Source organism: Acinetobacter sp. HY1485 (assembly GCF_027568475.1).
In the GTDB taxonomy this organism is placed as follows: Bacteria; Pseudomonadota; Gammaproteobacteria; order Pseudomonadales; family Moraxellaceae; genus Acinetobacter.
The window spans coordinates 26,589-52,180 of record NZ_JANKZG010000004.1 but is presented as its reverse complement, the minus strand read 5'-3'; the positions used below and the strand labels follow the sequence as shown (position 1 = coordinate 52,180).

General features: G+C 35.7%; 20 protein-coding genes and 2 tRNA genes. 5 read left to right on the top strand and 17 right to left on the bottom strand.

All coding sequences use genetic code 11. The features are described from left to right. Positions 1–13: 13 nt before the first annotated feature. A complete protein-coding gene (locus PCI70_RS05525; RefSeq protein WP_269914347.1) occupies positions 14–646 on the top strand; it encodes a DedA family protein in 633 nt (210 codons plus the stop codon). A gap of 12 nt (positions 647–658) precedes the next feature. Here the strand turns inward: PCI70_RS05525 and PCI70_RS05520 are convergent, their stop codons facing one another. The 3 genes from PCI70_RS05520 to PCI70_RS05510 all read right to left on the bottom strand — a co-directional run bounded on the left by PCI70_RS05520 (position 659) and on the right by PCI70_RS05510 (position 1,786). Further along, positions 659–1,027 (bottom strand): hypothetical protein, encoded by a 369-nt coding sequence (locus PCI70_RS05520; protein ID WP_269914346.1) that lies wholly within the window; start codon positions 1,025–1,027, stop codon positions 659–661. A gap of 70 nt (positions 1,028–1,097) precedes the next feature. Next, on the bottom strand, positions 1,098–1,466 hold the full coding sequence (locus PCI70_RS05515; protein WP_269914345.1) for a SirB2 family protein: 369 nt from the start codon (positions 1,464–1,466) through the stop codon (positions 1,098–1,100). Positions 1,467–1,474: 8 nt separating this feature from the next. Next, positions 1,475–1,786, bottom strand: coding sequence for a BolA family protein (locus tag PCI70_RS05510; protein WP_269914344.1), 312 nt, complete (start codon positions 1,784–1,786; stop codon positions 1,475–1,477). A 144-nt stretch (positions 1,787–1,930) separates the two neighbouring features. Between PCI70_RS05510 and PCI70_RS05505 the strand changes: the two genes are divergently transcribed. Next, positions 1,931–2,006, top strand: a tRNA-Gly gene (locus tag PCI70_RS05505). A 38-nt stretch (positions 2,007–2,044) separates the two neighbouring features. Continuing rightward, positions 2,045–2,120, top strand: a tRNA-Gly gene (locus tag PCI70_RS05500). A gap of 39 nt (positions 2,121–2,159) precedes the next feature. Here PCI70_RS05500 and PCI70_RS05495 read toward each other — a convergent pair. Genes PCI70_RS05495 through PCI70_RS05450 form a run of 10 tightly spaced genes read right to left on the bottom strand, consistent with a single transcriptional unit; the run spans position 2,160 to position 17,720 of the window. Then, positions 2,160–2,741, bottom strand: coding sequence for a GNAT family N-acetyltransferase (locus PCI70_RS05495; protein ID WP_269914343.1), 582 nt, complete (start codon positions 2,739–2,741; stop codon positions 2,160–2,162). A gap of 20 nt (positions 2,742–2,761) precedes the next feature. After that, entirely contained in the window at positions 2,762–3,913 is a 1,152-nt protein-coding gene (locus PCI70_RS05490; protein ID WP_269914342.1) for a type III PLP-dependent enzyme, read from the bottom strand. A gap of 21 nt (positions 3,914–3,934) precedes the next feature. Next, positions 3,935–5,233 (bottom strand): lysine N(6)-hydroxylase/L-ornithine N(5)-oxygenase family protein, encoded by a 1,299-nt coding sequence (locus tag PCI70_RS05485; protein WP_269914341.1) that lies wholly within the window; start codon positions 5,231–5,233, stop codon positions 3,935–3,937. 18 nt (positions 5,234–5,251) lie between these two features. Continuing rightward, on the bottom strand, positions 5,252–6,868 hold the full coding sequence (locus tag PCI70_RS05480; RefSeq protein ID WP_269914340.1) for a (2,3-dihydroxybenzoyl)adenylate synthase: 1,617 nt from the start codon (positions 6,866–6,868) through the stop codon (positions 5,252–5,254). Further along, positions 6,855–9,866: a condensation domain-containing protein gene (locus tag PCI70_RS05475; protein WP_269914339.1), complete on the bottom strand. Its 3,012-nt coding sequence runs from the start codon at positions 9,864–9,866 to the stop codon at positions 6,855–6,857. Before PCI70_RS05475 ends, PCI70_RS05480 begins: the two co-directional genes overlap by 14 nt. Positions 9,867–9,880: 14 nt before the next feature. Further along, positions 9,881–12,913: an AMP-binding protein gene (locus PCI70_RS05470; RefSeq protein ID WP_269914338.1), complete on the bottom strand. Its 3,033-nt coding sequence runs from the start codon at positions 12,911–12,913 to the stop codon at positions 9,881–9,883. Next, positions 12,913–15,177, bottom strand: a complete 2,265-nt coding sequence (locus tag PCI70_RS05465; protein ID WP_269914337.1) for a phosphopantetheine-binding protein — start codon at positions 15,175–15,177, stop codon at positions 12,913–12,915. Before PCI70_RS05465 ends, PCI70_RS05470 begins: the two co-directional genes overlap by 1 nt. A 3-nt stretch (positions 15,178–15,180) precedes the next feature. Continuing rightward, on the bottom strand, positions 15,181–15,927 hold the full coding sequence (gene dhbA / locus PCI70_RS05460) for a 2,3-dihydro-2,3-dihydroxybenzoate dehydrogenase (protein ID WP_269914336.1): 747 nt from the start codon (positions 15,925–15,927) through the stop codon (positions 15,181–15,183). 11 nt (positions 15,928–15,938) lie between these two features. Continuing rightward, complete coding sequence (locus tag PCI70_RS05455; RefSeq protein ID WP_269914335.1) at positions 15,939–16,568, bottom strand: isochorismatase family protein; 630 nt, start codon at positions 16,566–16,568, stop codon at positions 15,939–15,941. A 9-nt stretch (positions 16,569–16,577) separates the two neighbouring features. Then, positions 16,578–17,720: an isochorismate synthase gene (locus PCI70_RS05450; RefSeq protein WP_269914334.1), complete on the bottom strand. Its 1,143-nt coding sequence runs from the start codon at positions 17,718–17,720 to the stop codon at positions 16,578–16,580. Between the two features lie 213 nt (positions 17,721–17,933). Here PCI70_RS05450 and PCI70_RS05445 point away from each other — a divergent pair, with 213 nt between their 5' ends. Beyond that, a complete protein-coding gene (locus PCI70_RS05445; RefSeq protein WP_269914333.1) occupies positions 17,934–18,851 on the top strand; it encodes a helix-turn-helix transcriptional regulator in 918 nt (305 codons plus the stop codon). Here the strand turns inward: PCI70_RS05445 and PCI70_RS05440 are convergent. From PCI70_RS05440 to PCI70_RS05425, 4 genes are read right to left on the bottom strand one after another with little or no spacing between them, the layout of a single operon-like run. Further along, positions 18,848–20,185, bottom strand: coding sequence for an MATE family efflux transporter (locus PCI70_RS05440; RefSeq protein WP_269914332.1), 1,338 nt, complete (start codon positions 20,183–20,185; stop codon positions 18,848–18,850). The genes PCI70_RS05445 and PCI70_RS05440 overlap by 4 nt on opposite strands. A gap of 4 nt (positions 20,186–20,189) precedes the next feature. Further along, positions 20,190–21,278: a siderophore-interacting protein gene (locus PCI70_RS05435; protein WP_269914331.1), complete on the bottom strand. Its 1,089-nt coding sequence runs from the start codon at positions 21,276–21,278 to the stop codon at positions 20,190–20,192. Positions 21,279–21,285: 7 nt separating this feature from the next. Beyond that, positions 21,286–22,506: an MFS transporter gene (locus PCI70_RS05430; protein WP_269914330.1), complete on the bottom strand. Its 1,221-nt coding sequence runs from the start codon at positions 22,504–22,506 to the stop codon at positions 21,286–21,288. 17 nt (positions 22,507–22,523) lie between these two features. Then, positions 22,524–24,668: a TonB-dependent receptor gene (locus tag PCI70_RS05425; protein ID WP_269914329.1), complete on the bottom strand. Its 2,145-nt coding sequence runs from the start codon at positions 24,666–24,668 to the stop codon at positions 22,524–22,526. A 204-nt stretch (positions 24,669–24,872) separates the two neighbouring features. On the opposite strand from PCI70_RS05425, the gene PCI70_RS05420 reads away from it, so the two are divergent. After that, positions 24,873–25,583: a thioesterase II family protein gene (locus PCI70_RS05420; protein WP_269914328.1), complete on the top strand. Its 711-nt coding sequence runs from the start codon at positions 24,873–24,875 to the stop codon at positions 25,581–25,583. Positions 25,584–25,592: the final 9 nt, after the last annotated feature.

The following is a 25,592-nucleotide window of genomic DNA, read 5'->3' as shown; positions in this document are numbered from 1 at the left end:
GCTAATGACCTGCATGGAACTCCTAGATTTTATTCTCCATATTGATGTGCACTTACTTGAATTTATTCGAGCATATGGAAATTGGATATATGGCATTTTATTTTTAATCATCTTTGTAGAAACAGGCTTAGTTGTAATGCCGTTTTTACCAGGCGATAGTCTACTGTTTGCCGCAGGTGCTTTAGCAGCGTCTACAGGCGCAATGGATCCAACACTTATTATTATTTGTCTATCAATTGCTGCTATTTTAGGAGATAGTCTTAACTATCAAATTGGGCGCTATATTGGGCCACGTGTCTTTGAGATTGATAACCGCTTTATTAAACAAGAACATCTTCTAAAAACACATGCTTTTTTTGAAAAACATGGTGGAAAAACCATTATTTTTGCGCGTTTTCTACCATTTTTTAGAACCTTTGTACCGTTTATTGCGGGTGCAAGTAAAATGGACTACAAATTCTTTTTCTTATTTAATGTCGTTGGCGGTATTCTTTGGATTGCATCCTTAACGCTTTTAGGATTTGCCTTTGGTAATATTCCTGTTATTAAAGATAACTTTACGCATTTAGTATTTGGCATCATTATTTTAAGTATTTTGCCTGCAGTTTTTGAATTTATTCGTAGTAAACGCAAAAAAGAGGGTTAAAACCCTCTTTTTTTAACGTGAAACTGTCTGAATAGTACAACCCTTAAAACGCCCTGCTTGAACGATAGCATCTTGCTGTCCAAGCAGTTTTGCTTTTTCTGTACGCTTTGTATTGGATGATTGTCCTAAATTAACAGAGACCGTTGGACCAAAACCCCAACCCCCTCGTCCCCATCCCCCACCTAACCCTAAACCAACACCCATTCCTGTGCGTTTTGGTGTTTCAACACCTGCGCTAATATATTGTCCAATACGGTTATATTCTGTTTGTAACTGCATACAATTCCACGATTGGTACTGTGCAGGTGAGACATAACTTGGCTTAACTGTAGTACACGCACTGATTAATACCGTTAACCCAACAAGTACTAATTTTTTCATTATTTTATCTCATCATCTTTTTATTTATATTTTACAGATGAGATAAAACTTAGTGTATTTATTAAGTAATTTAACCATTAAATAAAATAGGCTGTGTCCAAGATAAAGTGCAAATAATAATAAAAGCAATCCAAGCTAAAACTATGCCTGCACGGCGCTGTACAGGTAAAATTGCCACTCTAAATGCTTTAATTAGCGATGAGACTAATACAACCGACAATAAAACTTTGACATAAAACCAATGTTGAACAAGGAAATTTTTTGCGTAGAGCATACAAAAGCCTGATACCACAAAAATTAAAAATGTACTGTGTTGGCAAATTAACAATAAGCGTCTACGTGTAAATTGTGCTAAATCTTTATATTTGAACACCACATAGGTTTGCAGAATAAGCGTTAAGCCAAGTAATCCTACGGCTATTAAATGAATAACGTTCATTAGTTTTCCTATTTTGGTGCGTGAGCGCAATCTGGACTTTGCGGCACATTGCCTGTCCATTCATTTGGGGCATAAGCATGAATAGCAAGTGCATGAATAGCACCCCCACCTGCTGCTAATAAATGGTTAACTTGTGCATAAACTTTTTGATGACGTTGAACTAAACGCAAACCTGTGAAAACATCAGATACAATTACCACTTTAAAATGAGATTCTTTACCTGGGTAATATCCCCCATGCCCTGCTGACTCATTCAAAATTTCCAAATAAACAGGCTGTAAATTTTGTAGATGCTCTGATAGTTGTTGCTGTAATTGCATAATTTTTCCCAACAAAATAATGACCTATCTTACTCGTATTCTGCTTATTTAGCTAAAATTGCTTTTATTTTATCCAATCAAAAACATTTTTTTATTTTGGATATTGCCAATAAAAAAAAATCAGGTATCATACCAACCACAAACGCGGAAATAGCTCAGTTGGTAGAGCATAACCTTGCCAAGGTTGGGGTCGGGAGTTCGAGTCTCCTTTTCCGCTCCAAATTTTAAGTGAAAGTTTTTATTAAAACTGCTCGATATGCGGAAATAGCTCAGTTGGTAGAGCATAACCTTGCCAAGGTTGGGGTCGGGAGTTCGAGTCTCCTTTTCCGCTCCAAATTCAAAAAAGCCCTCATTAAATATGAGGGCTTTTTTATTACTTACCTAAATCTTTTTCGTAAAACTTCTCTTTATAACAATGATAAAGAATTGCTGTTTTCTCAGGTAACTTTATTTTTCTTTGTACTTCAAATGCAATTTCATCTGCAACATAACCATATGATTTAACATTTTCATCAGGTTCACCTACAATTTTTTTTGCAGGGGAATACTCAAATATAAAATAAATCATCATACGCATGACAGCACGAAAATGTCCTTGTCCTACAGTATCTGTTTCGCCTAGCAGTATGTGCCACCCCAAATCATTTACATCTGCATCATAATACAAACCCAAACGATCACGGGCAGCTTCATAAATTTCTAAATAACCAACATCGCGTCCATTTATTTGCACTATATATAAACGCTGATGATCATCTACACACATACGTTCAAAATAAACCCGTAATTCAATTTCTGGCTTATCCATTTGCCATTGTTGAATCACGTGTGGTTCATGCATCCACTTATATAACAGATGAAAATCTTGTGTTAGATTAACCTCACGCAAAGAATACTGAATATTATTTGTTTTATAAGTAAATGTGGCAGGTAATACTTGCGATGCTGTTTTCATATCTATGCCCAATACCCTATTTAATCAACCACGTGGTAACTCAATGGCAAAAATCCATTAAATTCAATTGAGCTATAGCTAGTTGTATAGGCACCTGTAGATAACCAATATAAACGATCTCCTGTATCTAGATCTTCTGGCAAATGATACGGTTGATGCTGATACATAATATCCATACTATCGCACGTTGGCCCTGCCAATATAGCAGGTGCCGTTTTACTAGATTTTTCAAATAAAATAGGATACTGTGTGCATTCTCCAATTGTTTCAATGAGTCCATTAAAAACACCCACATCTGTATATACCCAACGTTGATCCTCACGCGAAGAAACCAAAATAGTTTCAGACACTAATACACCAGAATTGGCAACAAGAGAGCGTCCTGGTTCAATAATAATTTGATCTAATGTGTAATCACTAAATAACATGAGTGCTTTATTAATTTGCATGGCATAGGTAGCAAACTTTTCGGTTTCTTGTACATATTTTGCAGGCAAGCCACCGCCTAAATTTAGCATTTTAAAAATAATTTGATGTTCATTTTTTAAGGTATCAAAAATAGTTTTAGTTTCAATTAATGCGTGTTCCCAAGTTGCAATATTGCGTTGTTGTGAACCCACATGAAAAGAAACACCATAAGGCGTTAAACCCAATTCTTTAGCCAATATGGCAAGCTCTATAACAGAAGCTGTACTACAGCCAAATTTTTTAGTTAAGGGCCAATCTGCTGTTTCTGAACCATCTACTGCCAATCTAAAAAAGACTTTAGAATGAGGTGCATATTGTGCAATGTTACGTAAATCGGCTTCTGAATCCGTCACAAACAAACGTACGCCTTGTTCATAAAAGTATTGAATATCAGCTCTTTTTTTAATGGTATTACCAAAAGATAAACGTGATGGTTCTACATTAAATTTTAAGACTTTTTTTAATTCATTTGCAGAAGCTAAATCAAAACTAGACCCTAATTGGACTAGCCGTTCAATAATCTCATCGGCAGGATTGGCTTTCACTGCATAATAGACATCCGCAGGTTTAAACCCATTTTTTAATTCTTGATATTGATGCTCAACGACACTTAAATCAAGCACCAAAAAAGGAGTACTTTTTTCATGAATTAGTGTTTTTAATACATCTTTTGTTTTAGATTGAAAATAAGACGGTAATTGCATAATTTTTCCTAAGACTTTGTTTTAGTCAATGATTTCTTCGAGTTTTGGTTGGAATTCTTGGTACGTAATTTTTTCTTCAACTTGATAAATATCTTTTCCTAATATGGTATTGATAATAATTGCGTTTCTATAGCACCCCATATTCAAATCGGGTACGGTAAATCCATGTGAATATAAGCCTACATTTTGTACAAAAATATTTTTATTATCATTAATACTATAATCACGATTAATTTTCATACGTTTTTTGTTATCCCAATTCACTAAATGATGAATAGGCTGTAAAAACTCTGGAATTTTGTAGTCATACCCCAGTGCCAAAATTAAAGTTTCAGATTTAAATTTAAATTTTTGTTCTGTATCTGAGTTATAAAATACCAAATCTAAATCATTATCACCTTCATTTACTTCATTAAGTACACAATTAGGCATTAGACGTGTTGATAACGGAGCTAAACGAGATTTTTGATAAAGTAAGTCATAAATACGATTGACCAAGCCAATTTCAATTCCTTTATATAAGGCACCTTGCGATTGAATTACTTGATCTCGTTTGGTTTGCTCTAAAGAGTAAAAGTGCTCAATATAATCAGGTGATGTATATTCAAGAGTCAATTTGCCCAAATCCATTGAGAAAAAGTGTGGCGATTTTGTGACCCAGTTTAACTGATATTGGTGTACATCAATTTCTGAAAGTAAATCGTAATAAATTTCTGCACCACTTTGCCCACCGCCTACAATCGTAATTGATTTTTTATTTGCATACGTTGGTTTATGATGCATGTATTCGGCACTTGAATGCACATTCGGCTGATTTTTTTGGCAAAACTTTGGCTTTATGGGGGTCGTTCCTGTACCTAATACCAAATGTTTTGCATGGTATTTTTTAATGCCTTGTCCTGCTTGTTCAATAAGCAAAGTGTAAAACTGCTGTTGTTCATTAAATGTAATTTCTTTAACGCAGCTCTTAAAATGAATATTATTAAGCCCATTTACAGCCCATTGACAATATTGATTATATTCTGCCCTTAACATATAAAAACTTTCACGAATAAAGAATTGATACAAATTATTCGTTTCTTTTAAATAATTTAAAAAAGAGAAGCGATTTTTAGGGTCAGCAAAACTTACTAAATCTGCAATAAATGGAATTTGTAAGGTACTCCATTCGGGCATAATGCCACTATGCCAATCAAAATTCTCTTTTTGATCAAAATAAATCGTATTTAGATGATCAATATTCTCTGTTAAACAAGCAAGGCTTAAATTAAATGGACCAACACCAATACCCACGATGTCATAGATCATTTCAGGTTTCATAGTTACTACTCCTTGCAATTACAGCTTTTGTCGGTTTACTTTACCGACATGGGTATATTTAAAGTCTTGGACGATTTCAATTTCGTCTGGAATTTTGAATTGAGCGATATTTTTGCTCATCAGAAATTTACGAATCTCTTTTAAATGAATAGTGTCTGAAGGCTCTTTAAGAATAAGAATGGCTTTAACTCGTTCACCTAAGTATTGGTCACTCACGCCAATCACACAGGCGTTTTGGATCAATGGATGTTGTAATAAAAACTCTTCAATTTCACTTGGTGTAATTTTTTCACCCGAACGGTTAATTTGTTCTTTTTCTCGACCAGTAATCACAATATTATTTTGGTCATCAATGTACCCTATATCACCTGTTCGGTAAAAACCATCGGCTGTGAATGCACGTAAATTTACCTCTGGTAAGTTATAGTATCCATTAATGGTATATGGGCCGCGTGTCTGAATATGTCCAATATTTCCTTGATTAAGCATTTGATTTTGCTCATCAACAATGCGGATTTCATCATAACGAGAGAGCTTTTTACCTTGTGTATTTAAAATGGTTTGCAAAGGATCATCTAAATGAGTGAAATTAACTAGACCCTCTGCCATGCCATAGACTTGTTGTAATTTGACACCTAGTTTATCCACAATTTGCTGTGCAAGAGTCGGCAATAGCTTCGCCCCACCCACTTGAATGACCTCTAAACTTGATAAATCATAGTCTGTGAGGCTAGTAGAATTAACCCATAAATTAGCAATAGCAGGCACAACAGAAACTTGCTGAATACTATGTTTTTGGATCAAATCAAAACACCATCTTGGGTGAGATTGTTGTGTGAGAACAACCGTACCACCCACATAAAAAACACCTAAAAACCCAGGTGAACTCATGGTGAAATTATGCATAACAGGTAAAACAACAAGCTGTTTAGTCTGTTGTTTTAAATGAGCCGCAATAACACTTTCTTTAACCGAATAAATATAGTCTGCATGTGTTCTTGCAATTAATTTAGGTAGTCCAGTTGTTCCACCCGATAATTGTAAAAATGCAATATCTTGAGCAGTTGCTTGAATTTTTATTTGTTTATCAGGTGTAATCTCTTTTAGCATTGAAAATGAGTGTGCCAAGTCTTTTTGACTCACAATCGTTTGCCTAAACCATAGCTTAAAATTAGGAAAACTAAACTCATTTGTAATCGTTGAGGCAGTTGGTTGTTTTTCATCTTCAACCACTCGGATATAACCAACTGCTCGACTTTGCTTTGCAATGTTCTCAATTTCATAAGCACCATGACCATGCAAACAAAATATAGGACGTGCCCCGATATAATATAAAGCAAAGATGACAACAAATACTTCAATCACATTTGCCGCTTGCACCAAAACAAAATCGGCTTCTTGGATGCCCTTTTGTTTTAAGTAAGTTCCATAATGTATGGCATGGTCATACAACTGCTGATAAGTTAGTTTTTTATGATCTTGTATCACCGCAATACTTTGGGCAAATTGCTGACTTGCATCTTTTAATAAATCAAAATGTGTACGGTTTTCCCAACACCCAATTTTTTGATAAAACTGAGCACGCTCTGGTGGAAAAGGAACATATCCATTTTCAATATCTTTATTCATCAACATGGTTTAGCCCTTGTGCTAAATATTTTCTCAACTGCATCACATCACAATTAGGTTGGTCAGCATGTGCTAAAAACCCGTTTAGTACGTGCGAAACTGTATTTTTAATCAGCTCAATTTTTTGTGTGTTATAACGATTTAAACGATAATTAATCACAATACGTAGACGATTTTGGTCAGATAAAGGTTCTTCATATACCTCAAAATGTAGCCCAAATTTGGCACTATTTCTTTCAGGTTCAATTAGCTCAAATCCAACTTGATGCCCCGCTTGAACGTCAAAAGAACCTGTTAATGCATTTTTTGCGTGAAGTTGGATATACACCTCATAAGGGCTTTCTGTTGATGTTTCACCTTCTGCTCGTATATGTTCTTCTACTATGGCAAATGGAATATCTGCATACGTTAAGGTATTGAAAATATTATTTTGTACTTGCTGTACCAAATCATGAATTTGCATCTCTTCATCAAATTGAGTGTAATGCATCACAACATTGGTAAAGTACCCAACGGTATCTTGATAATTTGGATTTTCTCTACAAGCAACTGATGTACCTGTTAGAACTTTCTGACCTGCACCTAAAAAATGTACAGCTAAACCAATAGCCGCATAAACCACATAAAAAATAGAAGATTGATACTGTTTAGCAAGTTGATAAAGCTGATCTGTTTGAGTTGCATTTAAACTAAATTCAACTGAAGAACCTGTTGCATCATCAGTGTGTTCATCAGCATCATGATTTAACAATGGTGGTTGTTTTTTAACTTTACCTATTGCTTCAATCCAATAATCTAAATGTGCTTGCAATAGCTCATCGTCTTGTTCAACTGCATATTCATGGAATTGTTTAGGCGTTTTCTCCCACTGAGGTACTACCCCAGATACACGTGCTTGATAAGCTTGAAACAACTCCTGCACTAAAATTCCAGATGACCACTCATCCATTGCAATGTGATAAATCAACAAAGAAAGAATATGTTGGTTGTTTTCATCAATTAAAAAACGCACACGTATTGGAAACTCTTGAGTTAGGTCAAAACTGTAATTTGCTTCGTGTTTTAAAACCTCAGATGCTGATCGCTCTTTTTGAGCTTTAGAAAAATCAAACCATGAATACGATGCCAATTGATCCATCGGGATTACAGTTTGAGAAATATCCTCATCTGTATGAAAAACAAAAATACTGCGCAATGCATGGTGCCGTTCCAAAATATCTTTAAATGCCAGATAAAAAGCATCTTCATTTACATGCTCTGTAAAACGAAACGCAAATGGAATATTAAAAATCGGATCACGTCCTTGCTCAGAAAAGCCCATAAACGCTTTTTGTAATAAGGTAATGGGTGCATGTATCTCTTGATCAGGATCAAAACGATTTAAAGTATTAACATGTTGTATTTCTTCTGTTTGCACATAATGCACTAAGTCAATTGCAGTGGGTGCATTAAAAAAGTCAGCAATTTTTATTTTTAATTGATGTTGGCTCTGTAGTTTTCCAATCACACGTGTGGCTAAAATTGAATGCCCACCTTCATCAAAGAAATTATCTTGTAAAGTTAAATGTGGATTGGCTAATACAGCTTTAAACTCATCTAAAATAATATGTGCAATTTTACTTTGATGGCTTGAGAGTTCTTGCTGATTTGTTCTTTTTGAGAATGTCTCTGGTTCAGACATATTTAATTGCTGTAAAAAAACAATAAATTGTTCTAGCAACCAACTTGCAATGTTTCCTGAGAGCTGATGACCTGTTGTGAGCTCTAGTTGGACTTGTTGCTGTTCTTTCGCTTGAAATGCAAAGGTTAAATCATAATCTGAATGTGTAGGTGCAATAGGTAAATTACTGACTTCAAGATGATTTAAATGTAAGTAAGTTGCAGCATCTACAAACTGAGTCACTAAAATGTTTGGAATAGCATTTCGTTTTGTTTTAGTGGTTGCCAAAATTTGTTCAATTGCCAGATTATGCGAAATCCCTTGTAAAATCTGATTACGGATTTGGGTTATTTGCGTTGTAATATTTTCTAATGGTGCTGTAATGCGTACGGGAATAATATTTGAGCTTGAACCAATCTGATTAAGTGCTAAAACATCGTATTTTTCGACCACAGGTACAAATAAATCAACCCTATCTTGCTTTAAAATAGATTGAATATAAAGCCCAAATAAACTCACCATCGTATGCGTTAAAGAGCATTGAGCTTGCTCACTTAGTACATATAGCTCAGCCCCATCTATGACAGTAAATACACGTGTCACAGGGCTTTTTATAGATGGATTTTGTCTGCCATACTCTTGAATGTTAATAGAAGATAAAGACGGTTTAAATAAATTTGGCCACTCAACCCGCGTCAGTCCATTTTCAAATTGAGTTTGCCAGTACTGTGCTAAAGTTCGTTCATCTTTTATGGGTTTATGCCCAAACGCTACAGATTGTGTTGTTTGAATTTCTTGTTGATTATAATAAGCACTTAAATGACTAAAAATAGGTTGCCAAGCACTATCATCTAACAAAATATGGTGTCCTAAAATGCCTAAAATAGTTTCATCGTTATTTTTTAATAGCACTTTAAATTGAATAGCAGGCGTTGTACTCAAATTGATGGGAATACTTAAAAAATCTGACAAAATCTGTTCAGCTTCAGTATCATTTTTTACAGCCCTAACGGCAATTTCAATATTTTTTAAATCCTGATGTTGCTTTATTAATGCTCCATCTTGGCTTGTGTGATACATCAAGTTTAAATTTGAGTCAGCCTGATAAAGCAATTTAATCGCTTGTATAAGCCGATCGACCTGAATATCCCCCTTTAATTTTAAAGCGACTAAAAATGGCCCCGAGGCAGCAAGCGGGTCTTGCTGATGCAACATCCATGCACGTTCCTCAGCCATAGATAAAGCGGTATCTGTTTGGCTTGCAACAGTATCTTCGACTAGACCAATATCTTGTAATGCTTCTTCAAAACGTGCGAACAAGTCATCACTCATTAATGTATTCATTGGTAACATACCTTTTAATTCTTAATGTGTTGGGAAATAGAATCCACTAGTTCTTTGACTGTGCGACTCTGTGCCAAACGGTAATAATCAATTGGCTGTTTAAAATGTGCGGTGCTCTTTTTCGCAATACGATTAATATAATGAGGGGTTAAACCAATTTGTGTGAGTGAATACTCAAGTAATGCCTCTGGCTTTACTTTTTGAATGAGTGAAAGAATTTCTTGCTGTAAAGCAGAAATAATAGGTGCCTCTTTATAGTTTTTATAAAGGCTTTCTTGTGCCATATTCTGTAAGGCTTTACGATCCACTTTACCATTGCGGGTCACTGGAAATTGAGCCACATACAACCAACGCGTAGGCACATGAGAATTTGGCAAATACTGCAACAGAAAATCTCTAAGTGCTTTAGAGCTCATTTCTTGTAACGGCGTTGTATAAATTGCAACTAGTTCATGCCCTTCAAACATAGGGTTAAGACATGTTGTCACCACCGCATCTGTAATTTCTGCATGTTTTAACAGTGCATTTTCTACCTCAGACGCTGCAATACGAACCCCTCTGACTTTTAAATAGCCATCATTACGTCCTGTAAAAATAATGTCGCCATTTTGGTTTAAATACCCACGATCACTCATTCGATAAGCACGCTGATGATTTAACTGTACAAAGTCATGCTGTTTAAGTTGTCCCTTTTGTAAATAACCATTACACAGATTAATTCCTGTCATATACATCTGCCCAACCACCCCTACAGGGCAAACCTCCCCTTGCTCATTTAAAATATGATATTGGTTATGGGCAATGGGTTTACCATAAGGAATAACAGTTTGGTCTTTAGGTGTAATATCATGCCAAATACTTAAAATTGTTGTTTCTGTTGGCCCACCAATCGAAATTAAACGTGTTTGAGGTAAAATGTGTCTAAATTTTTCAATAACTTTAGGTTTTACATAATCGCCACCTTGGCTAATCAAACGTAAACTTTTTAACTGATGCGGTTGAGCAGCTGTTAACAACATATCTGCCATAGCAGGAACACTACACCACACACTGACCTTATTTTTTTCAATCAATTGTGCCCAATCTATTGCACTTTTCGCTTGTGTTTGTGTTGGAATAACCAGCGTACCACCAACCGATAGCGGTAAAAAGATATCGAATAAAGCCATATCATGATGAAATGGTGTTGCTGCCAAATGCGTATCTGAAGCGTTTATATTCCATAGAATTTTAGATTGCTCAACGGTATTAGCAGTTGCCACATTATTTAAGACCACACATTTGGGTGTACCTGTACTACCTGATGTATACAGATAATATGCTGGCGTTTCGTTATGTTGATACGACCATTTATGCGTAGCGTTATTGGTTGTTAAAACATCTTCTATATGAATAAAATTAAAATCTGAAACAGGTGACAACCCCACCACAAGATCTACCTGACTATTTGTTAAAATGTAGCTTTGGCGAGATTGTGGAGAATCCATATCCACAGACAACCAAATAAAATTACACAGTGCACATGCCAACATTACATAAATATGTTCAGGACTTTTAGGCAAGCAAATTGCAACCACTTGCTTTTGCTTAATTCCCAAACCCTGTAATGCTGTTGCTACACAAGCAACCTTTTCCGCTAAGCTCTGATAAGAAATAGCAACATCATCAAAAACTAACGCAGATTTATTAGAAGGTTTTTTAAAGAGTTGCTGTTCTATTTGTGCTAAATGACTCTCTATATTTTGCGAAATTTCAGAATTGCTCTGCCACTTTTCTAATGCAACCTCTATATTTTGGGGTGTGGGTTGCTGTTGTAAATCAGTTAACTTTGATAATTCTTCAATTTTAGATTTAATTTGATGAGCAAGATCGGTAACAGTATGCGTATTTAGTGCTTCTTCTACATAATCAAAATCAATCATTAAGTCTGTATATGCAGAATGACTTAAACGAATATCTAAAGCCAATTGAGGTGTTTGTGTTTGCCCGCCAATATAACGCATGGTTTCATTTTGGACAGGTTTTTTCCATGCCAAACCATTGGTTAAAGCAATAGGTAACACCAATGTATTTTCAGTTTGTTTAATTAACTGCTTTGCAATGTCAATACCTGAAAAAGCACTATGTGCCATGGCTTGCATCACTTGATGCTGTATCTCTTGCCCACGTTCAATCAGATTTTTTTCTAAATGATGTTGATAATGTAAAACCACAAATGAAGAATGGTTGGCAACCCCGCCTGTTAAAGCTGTATTTGAAACAGGCACAGACACTAAAATCTGCCGTTCTTCTGTCCATTTTGACAGTATTTCTAAAACCACTGTGGTGAGTAATGCATTAGGTAAAAGACGTTGTTTAGATGCCAGCTTAGAAAAAGCTAACCAATCCTGTGCTGCAACTTTTATGCTACAACGTGCATAGTGTGGATCTGTAATTTTATCTAAAGATGTGAGCCACGGTAATTGCGGAATCTGATCAATCTTACTTATTTTTTCTAACCAAAATTGCTGATCTTGCTTATTTGGCTGTTGTACTTTCTCTGATATAGGTACCGTAGTGTGTGGGGTACTTTGCGTATTGAATAGTGCTTCTAGTAATGCAGAGATTGAAAAACCATCTAAAATCAAACCATCAAAACTTGCCAAAATAAGAGTTGAGTCTGGTGCTACATGCGGCATTTGAATAAATGCCATACGCCATGGCGGTGTATCAAGATCATGTAAATAATGCTGATACTTTGCTTTATAACGTGCAACTTGTGCCCATGCATCATCTAAACTTAAATGTTGTAAATCTACATCATCAATTTGCTGTTCAATCTCAATAGTATCTAAGATTTCTTGTGTTAAAGCATGTTCATTAATTTTGGTACGCAGTGCATCGTATTGCTGTACAAGCCGAGTGAGTGCTTGAGTAAACTGTACTTTACTAATGCTCCCATGTAACTCTCTAAAATCGTGCATAGAAGATTTACTTAATGGAAATTGCTTTGATTTTCCTAATAAATATGCTTTTTGCATGGTCGTTAACGGCAGAACAATACTCATTATTTTTTACCCTCCACCACTTTAATTAGTACATCCGCAATTTCTTGTGCTCGGTTTGGTAAATTCTGCTCAATTAAAATTGCTAAATTGTTCACTGTACGCTCAGAAAAAATATCAACAACGCTCAAATCACATCCTTTAAAGTAGCGATTAAGGACAGCAACAAAGTGTGTCGCCAATAACGAATCACCCCCATAGTCAAAAAAGTCCATATTTAACTCACTTTGCTGTGGTGCTACACCAATTAATTGACACATCATTAAATGCACGACTTTTTGTAACGCAGACTGCTGATACTGTGCATTTTGTTCAGATTCAATAGAGTCACGATTTTTTATAAATTGCTGAATATTGTCATAATTGAGTGCTTTAAATTCTTCTTCAGTGACCCAATAAGATTGGTCAGGGATTAGGCTAGATTCAAGATAGGGGCGATAATCTAAAATATGATTGAGCTGTGCCACTAAAACAGCCACACATTTTTGCTCTAATATAAAAACTTTATTTTTTTGAATATATGGAATAGCAGCTAACTTTTTAGAGATTTGTTGAGCCTCTATCCAATAGCCATTTTTATAAACCCGAGGTTCTTCAAAAATATGAAGCTGATGATTTTCTGTAAAATACGCTAAATCGGCTGTTTGCGCCCATTTATTGTTTTTATAATGCCACAACTCCCCAATAACCTCATTGGGACAATCTAGACCCAATTTATTGATAACGCGATAAGCAGGTGTTTGAACAGGTCTGTTAATCACATAGGTAAGCGGTTGTTCTATTAGCTGTGGTTTGTCAATTAATTGCCCTATACGATGTAGGTAATCTGCAAACATGTTTTCAATTACATGTGCTTTAAATGCGTTTTTACGAATATCCCAATTAATCACTAACTGTTCATTTAAGTAAGCAATTTGGACATCTAAATCTACTTTTGGACCTTGAGAAATACACCAAATAGGCTGACCTAAAGTTTGCTGTGTTTCTTTTGAAAAAATTTTGCCCTGATTTAAGCCTGAAGTAAAAACAATCGGAGCTATTTCTTGTTGATGGTGAAGCTTAGATAAATCACGCAGAACCTCAACACCTGTATATTCACTATGATTACGCAGTGATAAAACTTCGTGCTCTACATGACGCAAAATTGTTAAAAAATCATCCTCGGGGTTCAATTCAATATTTAATAACCCCATATTTGCAAAATCCCCCACCGTTTGGGCAGAGTTAGCGAAAAAGGGAAAGTTAAGACGAAACTTAGGCTCAGATGACCACAACGCAATCGTTTGAGCAAATAAACTTAAACACATTGCCTCAACGGTTGTGGTGTGTTGTTTTGCAAGCTGTTGTAAAAATTGGGTTTGTTTTTTGTCTAAACAATGAGCTTTGCGTATAACAACATGTGCATCTTCTCTGACTTGTTCAGGAATATAAGGTAAATCAGGTATTGGAAAAATTTGCTCAAGGCGATTTTGCCACCATTTTTGATCTTGCTCTTTTTGAATTGAATTGTTGAGTTGTAAATCAAAATAATTAATTTCAAATGGATAATCTAATCTTTGACCTAAATATAACTGTGTTAAATCCTGCATCAGCTTTAAAAGACTTGGCGGATCAATGGCAATCATGTCGCTATCAACATGTAATACAAATTCATGATTTGGTAAAAGCGTTAATTGGCAATCAATGACTTGCCCTTCTTCAATTGCTAATTGTTGATGGCTCATTTCCCAACGTAATTGTTGCAAAAATGCTGTTGCTTGCTCGCCAGTTTTATTTTTTAGATCGTGCGTTTTAATAGATGCTGAGCGTAATTGATGAATGATCTGTTGACCATTTTTAATTGAAACATTCAACATGGGGTGCAGTTTAAATAGTTCTTGATAAGCACTTTTTAAAGAAGCTACATTGATATGACTTCCCTTAAATTCCATATATAAATGTGCTGCGGTATGGCTAGTTTGTCTACCTGCCCAATACGCATATTGCATTTGTGACAATGCAATAGAGGATGATGGAAGTTGGGTTAGAAACCATGCTTGATCTTGCTGCGGTTCAATGAGCTTAATCCAATCCTCAATTGAAGGTGCCATTGCAAAATCGGTATAAGACAATTTTTTTTGATATTGTTTTTCAAAGATATCTACTAAACGCATGATCGCTAACGAATGTAAGCCATATTCAATCAGATTATCTTTTGGCAAAATTTCGGTATTTTCTAACTCTAATACTTGCTGAATAGATTGTTTAATTTCTTGCTCTAAATTCATTTTCTACTGCCCTAACGTTGCGCCACCATCAACCACTAAGTCATGCATCGTAATATGCGTTGCTTTTTCACTTAAAAAGAACATCACGGCATTGGCAATTTCTTCAGGTTGTGCAATTTTTTTTAAGGGAATTCCAACTTTATATCGCTTCAAATTTCCTTGAATGGTATTCGCTTCACCCGTTGCATCTTGCCAAAGCTGATACTGCATTGGTGTTGCTGTAGAACCAGGTGAAACAATATTGACCCTTATGCCATATTCAGCAAGTTCTAGGGCAACTGTCTTGGTAAAACTGGTTAATGCTGCTTTAGAAGCACCATATGCACTCATATTCATACGTGGGACATGGGCTGCATTAGACGATACCATCACCATACAACCTTGGCGTTTGGCTTTAAAATACGGGGTTAAATGCTTTAAAAAATGAAAGACTGCTGATACATTGACATCAAATGTTTGTTGCCAAGCCTCTACAGATAAATCTTCATGCGGTTGCAAATGTAAAATACCTGCAACATGCACAAAATAATCAGGTGGTGCTGTATCTAGTAAGGTTTCACACAGTCCAGAAACCTGTTGAGCATTCGCAATATCACAATAATAAACTTGGTTCTGATACTTTAAAGGGACATTCTCGGTTGCAATATCAAAACCAATTACTTTGATATTCTCTGCTTCTAATTGTTGTAAGACCGCTGCACCAATTCCTTGATTGACCCCTGTAACCCACGCAATTTTTTGCTGATTCATTGATCTGATCCTTAAAGAGCTACAATATCGTTTGTGTGTTGAACCACACCCAAATTGCGATGAATATATTGCAACGCAAACAGATGATCTTGTAAGCTAAAATCTGCCACTGCATCTGCTACAACAAAGGGTTGTATGCCGTTCATAAATGATTCAGCAGCCGTTTGTAATACGCCAATATGTGCATATACACCACAAATAATAAGCTGATCTTTTTGCTGTTGTTTTAACTGCTGTTCTAAATCTGAACGAAAATAAGCACTGTAACGCCATTTAGTTAATACCGTATCTTGTGCAGTAGGTTTAAGTGCTTCAACAATATTGGCTTGATCAGGAAAGGCAGTTAAACCCTGCCCCCACATATCATTGAGTAATGCTCGGTCTTGGGCATCTTGAACGGCAGGCTGGGCAGTATAATAAACAGGGATATGATGCTGAACACACCATGTTTTAAGTTGCTCAATATGTTCAATCACTTGTTTAATTAACGGTGCATCTTTACCATAAAAACCAACAAAGTAATCTTGCATATCATGAATGAGTAAAGCTGCACGGTGTTTATTAATTTTCCAATCTACTTTTGCTCCAACATAATCTGTTTTTTTGGGAAGCAAATAATTTTCAATTTTTTTAATCGTCATAACAAATCCTTAAACTGTACGATTACATAGGGCTTTAAGCATGGTCTGCATTTTGGCTTCTGTTTCATTCCACTCGAGCATGGCTTCAGAACCCTCTACAATGCCTGCACCTGCATATAAACGAATATTTTTTCCATCTAATAAGCCACAACGAATCGTCACCACCCACTCTCCATTGCCTTGTACATCCATCCATCCAACTAAACCTGCATAATATTCGCGGTCGTAGCCTTCATGTTTTAAAATAAAATCCTTTGCCAACTCTGTTGGTGCACCACAGATGGCAGGTGTTGGATGTAATGCCAGTGCCATACTCAACGCATTTGAGCGAGTATCTTTAACTTGCCCTTTAAACATTGAAGAAAGATGTAACATCGTGGGTGTTGTTAAAATTTCGGGTGTTTTAGAATATTGAAGTGACGTACATAAAGGCTGTAAATTTTTTAAAATGCAATCCACAACAATTTGATGCTCATGTAAATCTTTTTTAGATGTTTTGAGTTCATTTTCATGGGTTATATTCGTTTTTAAATTTGTACTACGTGGTCTAGAACCTGCTAATGGATTACTACAAACCATATCTTGATGCTTTGCCATTAATAATTCAGGACTTGCACCCAACAAATAACGCCCTTGATCTACAGGTACAACAAAACTATATGCTGTTGGATTTTGAGCAGCTAAATGAAGAGCCAAATCATCGGCAGTATGTTGGTTTAATAATTCAAAATCTGCTGCCTGAGATAACACAATTTTGCTTAATTTTTCTTGAGAAAATTGCTCTAAAGCATGTTGAATGGCTTGATCAAAGTACGCATACTCAACAAGCTGTTTCTTATTTTTAATTTCTAATGGTTGTTTTAATAGTTGTTTTATATTCGTTTCTTGTTGAGTATATTCACGATAAATATTAAGCGATGATGGCTTAGAAGTATCAAATGGAATTGCACCAATTAAAATGGGGTTTGTTCCCTCTTCTTTTTGTAATTGAGAAAAACATGCCATGATTTGATGGTTCAATCGATCAATATCGATTGCTGGCAATGAAATTGTTTCTGCTAAATTTTGCGCAGTAAGTTGGTAATCTTTAGTAAAAAAACAAGCCGTTTTATCCTTAAAAAGCATGGAGTGCTGTTTATCCTTACCTTGCATAAAATTTCCTTAATCACGCTGTGACATAACGTGCCCCATATTAATAATAATCATTCTCATTTAATACAAGTAAAGCGGAGTATTTTTTTAAATAGCGGAAAGTATGTGTTTTAAAATAGTTTTTTATTTGATTTTAGTCTGATATTGACAAATCATACCGAATTAAATGAAAATCATTATCAATAAAAAATTGATAATCGCAGAGTGAACAGGATGTCCAAATTTATTGATGCACATAAGGAAATTTTAAAAAATACAGGAGATCTATACTTTGAAACACATTCAAATTTACCTAATCATTATTTAAATATTTTTAATCCCGATGATGGACAAGGCTTTACCGAACTTTATGATTTTGATCGACTTTGTGTCGGAAAAGGTAAATATTGGCTTAAACATCCTGTACAAATGCAAGGAAATAGACAACATTATAATATAGGATTTACCATTTTATTATCGGGTACACATCACATCAAAAATGAAAATACTCATCAAACCTATATCTTTAATTCACCTAAAATTTTGTTGCGTCGCGGTATATTAGGGTCTCAGACATTATATTTAAAAGAGCATACGCCAACGTCTTTAATTTCTTTAGATTTCGATGAAAGTTTATTGGATCTAATCGAGCCATCTAACGAATTTATCCAATTTTTTCTTGACGATAACACACCTCAAATTAAAGCATTGGATATTCCTGATAAAGATATCCACCATCATGCTCAATATTTATTTAACTTACCTACTGCCAAAAATATGTTGGATCTGTTACATGTAGAAGGTGCAAGTTTAGAACTCCTCAGCTTGCTTTTACAAAAAAAGAAGCAAGACACGGCACCTATACCCGTTATTCAACATGCGATTTCTATTTTAGAAACGCAATTTGATCAAAAGTTAACAATCCGATATTTGTCTAAACAAGTGGGTATTAATGAGTGTTATCTAAAGCGCTTATTTAAACAAACAACGGGACATACCATCGGGAAATATTTACTCAATACCCGTATGCAATATGCCCAATCTTTACTTAAACAAGGGCTAGTGGTAGAGCATGTTGCCAACCAAATTGGTTATAGCAATGCACAATATTTTAAACAAATTTTTGCACAACATTATGGCTATCTGCCTTAACCTTTAGCCGTATGTTGAAGTTTACGATAGCTTTGCGTAAGCATTGCAAGGGCAGCCAAACTCATACCAACTGCCAAAATCTGCCAAATAACGTCGATATTTGCAGTGGTTTGTAGCCACCCTTTTACGCCGATTAAGTAGCTTAAAGGAATAATCACGATCCAATAGCAAAACAAAATCACGGCTAATGGATGCACAAAATGTTGTAAGCCACGCAAAATACCTGAAGCAACGGTTTGTAATGCATCAAAGATTAAAAAGATTGCCACATAATGAATTAAGCCACTGGCAATTAAAACCACTTGCGTGTCTTGAGTAAATAACCCTGTCAGTTGCTGAGCAAATATCATCAGTAACAATGCCATTAACGCTCCATAAATGAGGGTCATGGCAACCACTGTACCACTTGTAAGGTACTGACCTTTTAAATTGTTTTGTGCAGAAAAAGTGGCAATGCGTATTGTCGTTGCACTACTAATTGCCACAGGAATCATAATGACCACCATCGCAATATTAATCACTATTTGATGGGCTGCAATAACACGAGTTCCCAATTCGGATGCAAAAAATGCCAAAGTTGAAAGTGCTAAAATTTGTAAAACCAATGTTATTCCAATAGGTAAACCTTGTTTTAAAATTTGAATACTCTCTGAAAAATGAGCATCTGTATTTTTGTTTTTAATTTCAGGAATCGCCTGCTGAACATAGTAACGCATCGTAAAACAAGCAATATAAGCACTCAATATGTTAGCTAAACCTGTCCCTGCACCACCTAATTGCGGTAGCCCACCTACGCCATTAACGAAACAATAACTAAGAAGTGCATCACTGATTAAAAGCACAATAAAGCTCAGCATAATTGGTTTAAGCTGACTACTTCCCTCACTCATAAAACGATAGAGGGTCATGTAAACTAAACCCGGAATAGCAAAAGCGACAAAATGCAGATAATGCTGAGTAATAGGAGCAACTTTTACATCATCAATTAAAAATGGGCTCATAAAAGCAAGCAAATGAATCAATACAAAACCAAAAATAGACAGTATTAAAGCAACCTTTTTACCTTGCTCAAATAAATGTGCAATATCAGAGCTTTTTTGTTGTTGCTGTAACATGGACACTTTAGGTACAAGCACATATAAGATCCCCGTAAATAAAATAAATACAGGTGTCCAAATACTACTTCCTAAGCCAATCCCTGCTAAATCTTGATAGTTAAATTTTCCTGCAACAAGCGTATTAATTAAACCTAGCGATGCCTGACATAACTGAATAAGAATAAGCGGAAGTGCTAACTTTAAAATGGGGGTTGATATATCTTTTAAAATATTCATATTCTTACTGTAAACGCCAGTAGCCTTTAATGTGGTTGTTTTTGCTCGCCAAATTACGCTGATTACGCAAATAATGTCGCACTTGCTTAGCAGATGTATTTTCTAAAGCCCCCCAAACATTATCAATCTGTTCAACTTCATTTAAATACTCAAGAGTTTGTGTACCTTGCTGTGAAGCATGACTAGTAATGTGTTTTACAACTGTATTTTTTGGGAATGTGTAACCGTCAAAATAGCTCAAATCTTCTTTATCGTTACATAGCAAAACAACGATTGGAGGCTGTGGATTTTTCCAAAAATCTAAAATACCTGCTAAAGCAGGATAAGCCGTTTCATCAGCAATCAAGACAGCTTGCCCTTCATGCAGATGTCCATGCTTGTCATCCGTTTCTGTACGGCTTGCCACCATTGAACCAACTTGTAACTGTTCTACCCATTGGCTTCCTGCACTATTGCCATGTGTAAAAATATCAATGTAGCCTTCTTGGTCGCCAAAAGACTGACGCAATGTATAAAGACGAATATCTTTGTTCATGGTTTCAAGTAACTTTTGGCGTTTTTGACTTGATAGATGTTTCATCACCCACAAAAAGCCCCGATCAAATGTATTTTTAATCAGTCCACTTTTATTGGATTTTTTTGTTTTAATTGGCTGTGATTTTTCTAAAACCTTTAAAATTAAGCCATAAGCATAGCCTGCATAATATTCAGGAAGCGGTCTTTGGCTTTTGATGGTGAGCCGTGTCATATTTTTAGTAATTTGTTTTTTTTCAGTTACTTCAAAATATTGCTTGGTGTTATTTGTAAATTCAATTTTTTGCTTAACAAATGAATTGTATGCCAAATATAAAATTTGCTCTTCTAAATCACCTTGTAATTCAAAGCCTACAAACAACTCATTTAACGCTGAATGCTCACGCACCTGTAACAATATACCTTCTTCAAAAATATCAATGATATGTGCTTCAGAAATCTCCATATTCTTGCCATAACTTTGCGCAATCATTAATAGCTCTTTAGTGTGATCTTGGTTCACATGATCCATAACATCAAGTTTTCGATCTTGCTCTTGAATAGTGGTGTAATTCGTCATAATAAGCTCAATAATTTTCTGAAGGAGTATCAGGCAACAACTTCCATGTCAGTGCAGTGACAATCAGTGCGCAAGCAAACGTTAAAAAGACAACAGGGGTATAACCAATATGCTGAGCAAGCGTTAACCCAAGTGCCGAATAAGCAAATCCCATAAAAACAATTAAACTAAACTGTAAACTAAAGAATGTTGCTTTAGCAGGCATGCTTGCCGCACGATCCATAATTAAAGTTGATAGTGCAGACATCAAACCTGGGTTTGCCACAAAGTAAGCAAAAATGGCGATATACACTAAAGGTTTGGAGGTATAGCCCAAAGTCAGTGGAACAAATAACAATAAAGCAGCGGCTTGCAAGAGGGTGAGTGTGAGCAAAGCCACTTTACGTTTGAGTTTATTAATTAAAAATGTGGCAAAAAATGCAGAAAAAATACCAATAATTGAACCAAAAATTTTGGTAGCAAAGCCAATATCAGCTAAAGACCATTTTGCATCGACCAATAAAGGATTAAGCATGCCAAAAACAGCAGTAAAACCAATTGGATAAATAAACAATAATAAAAACCAAGTTTTATGTTGTTTAATAAAAATTTTAATTTGCTGTGCTAGACTTTTAAACTGACGCTGAACACCCTGATGGGGATTCACCAACACGTTATCAGGTTCTAAATAAAACCCAATTTGTACATTAGAAATTGCCGTCAATATGGCTAAAATCCACAGTGCACCTTGCCAATGCACCCAAGGATACAAAATAAGTAAAACGCCACCGCCAATAATATTCCCTAATAAATTACTTGAGTATTGAATACTATTGGCAAATTGCCGTTCAGAGGGCTGAAAGATTTTACATGCCAACCCATCAATCGCCACATCCTGAATACTCATAAACAGGGTATAAGCAATAAATAGAATTAAAATGGTAGAAAACTGCTGTTGAATATCTAAAAAACTGCATACCAATAATAAGACAGTCATCATAAATTGAGAGAACAGCAACCAAGAACGATACTGTCCTTTAAAATACAACCGATAGCTGTCAATTAAAGGGGCATAAAGCACTTTGCCTAGCATCGGCAATGCAACTAAATTAATTAAAGCTAACTTATCAAGTGCAATACCACTTTGCCTTAAAATTGCAAATGCTGCCGAGATAATAAAAGCAATTCCAATATACTGTGTGGTATATACGCTCACCAGTAATGACCAAGGCTTTTTATTGGTTGTCATCAGCAGCATTCCTTAACTTAAAAATCAATTGCCATAGAAAGTTTGAATGTTCGTGGTGCACCCTCAGCAACATAGTAGCCAGCATACACACCAGACCAATAATTCTTATTTGTGACGTTTTCGATGTTGCCTGCAAACGTTGTTTTGTATTTACCCAAAGAAGTTACATAACGTCCGCCTAAATCCCAACGGAACCAACTTGGAATTTGTTTTGTATTGGCAGTATCAACGTATTCTTTCCCTGTATAAACTGTATTGGTGGTCAGTGTTAAACCTTCTACTGGTTTAACGTCCCACTCTAAACCTAAGTTAGATTGCCAATGAGGCACACCATAGGCACGGTTACCATCGTAAGCACCCGATGATGTTTTCGTGGTAATGGCATCAATATAGGTAACACCCCCTAATAAACGCACATTACTTGCTAAATTACCTGCAGTTGTCCACTCAACACCACGGTTACGCTGTTCACCATCTGCGTTATATGTATTGTTTGCACTGTCATAAGACATGCTTGGTTTATTAATTTGATAGACACTTAATGTATTTCTAAATGAACCATTTTCCCATTTTGTACCTAGCTCATACTGTTTTGTTTTATATGGCGAAAATGTTTGTCCATAATTTGATGCAGTTGTTGCCGTAACCTGATCCCCTTGGCTTAAACCTTCAATATAGTTTCCGTATAAAGAAATAGAATTGTTCCAAGGTTTAACAACAAAGCCCACTGCAGGGGTAATTGCACTTTTGTCATAAGCAGAATGTGCCGTAATTGCTGTACCGCTGTTTGTCCAGCTTTGTACACGCACATTTTGAAAACGTGTTCCCAATAGCAATTGGTACTTACCATCTACAAAAGATAAATTATCTGCCAATGCAACGCCTGCTAAAGTCACATCTTTAGTTTTAGGTACAAATGTAGGTTCTGCGGCAAAACTACTGTTGCTTACAGGATTATAAATATTCGACTTCCAGTAAATGGTGTCATAACCTGAGTATGTATTTTGTTTTTCTAAATTTGTACTTAACACAACACTGTGATTCACTGCACCTGTGTCAAAGTGCCCTTTTAAGCCTGCTTCGGCAGAACTGGTATGGGTAATATTGGTAATATTACGTGCAATCGCTGTACATGAACCATCTGTGCTAGTAACTGTACATAAGGCATTATTGGCCACAGCACCATGAGACTCTTGGTGCTTTGTACCACCACTGACATAAGCCATCCAATTTGGTGTTAAATCGTATTCTGCATGCCCAATAACTGCCTTTGTTTCACTGGTTGCATAAGCACCCTGCATAATATTAGTAGATGCTTTAGGTGCTTTTAAAATATCTGCCGTTGTAAAGTACGACATCAATGGCATACCACCTTCATACTTTTCTTTGATGTAATAAGCATCTAAAGAGGCACGTAAACGGTCTGCTTTATAATCAAGTGCAATTGAACCAAGTGTACGATCTTCGGTTTGATGATCAAGTGTGGTATCTCCATGCGATTTTAATGCATTTACACGTACACCAAATTGATTATTCTCACCAAAACGGCGACCGACATCTATTTGCTCACCAAAGTTCGATTTTGATGTGTAGCTTGTAGTTAAGCGTGTAATGGGTGTATCTGTTGCACGTTTTGGTACTAGGTTAATTGTTCCACCAATCCCCCCGCCAAGTGACATGCCGTACAACATTGCACTTGTGCCACGTAACACATCCACACGCTCTAAAAATTCAGTTGGTACACGGTTATGAGGACTTAAGCCATATAAGCCATTCCATGCAAATTCTTCACTATTTACCCCAAAACCACGAATATTAAAATATTCGCCTAAACTATTTCCCCCAAAATAGTTGCGTACAGAAGGCTCACCTGCCAAAGCTTCTGCAACTGTTTTAGCTTGATAATCTTGAATATATTGTGCGGTATAGCTAGCAGTACTAAAGGGTGTATCTAATGCGTCTTTATCACCTAAAATGCCCACTTGGCTTTTACGGCTTACTTGCCCTGCTGCAAGTGTATCTGTCGAATTTTTGCTTGCTTTAACTGTAATCACAGGGAGGTCGCTATAATTTTCTTGTTCTGCTCGTACCCCTTGAGACAACATGACACAAGTAATACAAACCCCCAATACAGATAATTTAAAACCTAACATATTGTTCATTTTGAGCCTTATTATTGAGCAAGCATAAAAATTTACACAATCTTACTAAGAATCATTATCAACTAAAATAAAGGATCGGAAGTATATTTATAAAATCAGGAAAATTATTGATATTTATAATTTTATTTATATTAAATAATAATCATTTTCATTAAAATGAAAAATGAGTAAACTAAGAGTGTGTTATTTCTAAATCCTATTATTATGTCTTGTTCAATTAACCTTTTTTGCTTACCCCCTGCAGGAAGTAGTGCTTCTATTTACTACAATTGGAATAAATATACCGATTCAAAAATCAATATTGTCCCACTTGAGTATCCGGGACATGGTCGAAAAATCCGCGAACCTTTAACAGATCAGCCTCAAGAGATTGCACAGCGTTTTTACGAAGAAATTAAAGCTTACTCAAACCAACCTTTTGGGATTTTTGGACATAGTGTTGGTGGCTCCGTACTGTGGCATTTGGAAGAAAAATTAAAAGCAGATACATGCTATGACGACTTAAAACTACTTGCTATTAGTGGTCGACCTGCACCCAAACACTTGCAACATATGGCACAAAAGAGTCAGCTTACAGATCAACAACTTATTCAAGAAGTACGTTCTTATAATAATTTTCCCGAAGAGATTTTAAATAACTCTGATGCTTTGAATTTCTTTTTAAACATTCTCAAAAATGATTTTAAACTCAGTGACAATATGTTGCATGATCGACCCACTCAAACCCATAAACCTCTATTAACCCTACACGGTATAGATGATCCATTTATCCAAAATTCTCAAATGATGGCAGACTGGCAAGCGTACTCTCATCAATGGTTAGGACATCATGCCCTACCTGGCGATCATTTTTATTTTTTGAATCACGATACGCTCTTAGAGATGCTTAATATTCTTTCCAAACACTTAACTTAAGTACTCAAT

Excerpts from the sequence above, each read along its gene's own strand:
- PCI70_RS05525 (WP_269914347.1), top strand. The coding sequence starts at position 14 with ATGGAACTCCTAGATTTTATTCTCCATATTGATGTGCACTTACTTGAA.
- PCI70_RS05520 (WP_269914346.1), bottom strand. The coding sequence starts at position 1,027 with ATGAAAAAATTAGTACTTGTTGGGTTAACGGTATTAATCAGTGCGTGT.
- PCI70_RS05515 (WP_269914345.1), bottom strand. The coding sequence starts at position 1,466 with ATGAACGTTATTCATTTAATAGCCGTAGGATTACTTGGCTTAACGCTT.
- PCI70_RS05510 (WP_269914344.1), bottom strand. The coding sequence starts at position 1,786 with ATGCAATTACAGCAACAACTATCAGAGCATCTACAAAATTTACAGCCT.
- PCI70_RS05495 (WP_269914343.1), bottom strand. The coding sequence starts at position 2,741 with ATGAAAACAGCATCGCAAGTATTACCTGCCACATTTACTTATAAAACA.
- PCI70_RS05490 (WP_269914342.1), bottom strand. The coding sequence starts at position 3,913 with ATGCAATTACCGTCTTATTTTCAATCTAAAACAAAAGATGTATTAAAA.
- PCI70_RS05485 (WP_269914341.1), bottom strand. The coding sequence starts at position 5,233 with ATGAAACCTGAAATGATCTATGACATCGTGGGTATTGGTGTTGGTCCA.
- PCI70_RS05480 (WP_269914340.1), bottom strand. The coding sequence starts at position 6,868 with ATGTTGATGAATAAAGATATTGAAAATGGATATGTTCCTTTTCCACCA.
- PCI70_RS05475 (WP_269914339.1), bottom strand. The coding sequence starts at position 9,866 with ATGAATACATTAATGAGTGATGACTTGTTCGCACGTTTTGAAGAAGCA.
- PCI70_RS05470 (WP_269914338.1), bottom strand. The coding sequence starts at position 12,913 with ATGAGTATTGTTCTGCCGTTAACGACCATGCAAAAAGCATATTTATTA.
- PCI70_RS05465 (WP_269914337.1), bottom strand. The coding sequence starts at position 15,177 with ATGAATTTAGAGCAAGAAATTAAACAATCTATTCAGCAAGTATTAGAG.
- dhbA (WP_269914336.1), bottom strand. The coding sequence starts at position 15,927 with ATGAATCAGCAAAAAATTGCGTGGGTTACAGGGGTCAATCAAGGAATT.
- PCI70_RS05455 (WP_269914335.1), bottom strand. The coding sequence starts at position 16,568 with ATGACGATTAAAAAAATTGAAAATTATTTGCTTCCCAAAAAAACAGAT.
- PCI70_RS05450 (WP_269914334.1), bottom strand. The coding sequence starts at position 17,720 with ATGCAAGGTAAGGATAAACAGCACTCCATGCTTTTTAAGGATAAAACG.
- PCI70_RS05445 (WP_269914333.1), top strand. The coding sequence starts at position 17,934 with ATGTCCAAATTTATTGATGCACATAAGGAAATTTTAAAAAATACAGGA.
- PCI70_RS05440 (WP_269914332.1), bottom strand. The coding sequence starts at position 20,185 with ATGAATATTTTAAAAGATATATCAACCCCCATTTTAAAGTTAGCACTT.
- PCI70_RS05435 (WP_269914331.1), bottom strand. The coding sequence starts at position 21,278 with ATGACGAATTACACCACTATTCAAGAGCAAGATCGAAAACTTGATGTT.
- PCI70_RS05430 (WP_269914330.1), bottom strand. The coding sequence starts at position 22,506 with ATGACAACCAATAAAAAGCCTTGGTCATTACTGGTGAGCGTATATACC.
- PCI70_RS05425 (WP_269914329.1), bottom strand. The coding sequence starts at position 24,668 with ATGAACAATATGTTAGGTTTTAAATTATCTGTATTGGGGGTTTGTATT.
- PCI70_RS05420 (WP_269914328.1), top strand. The coding sequence starts at position 24,873 with ATGTCTTGTTCAATTAACCTTTTTTGCTTACCCCCTGCAGGAAGTAGT.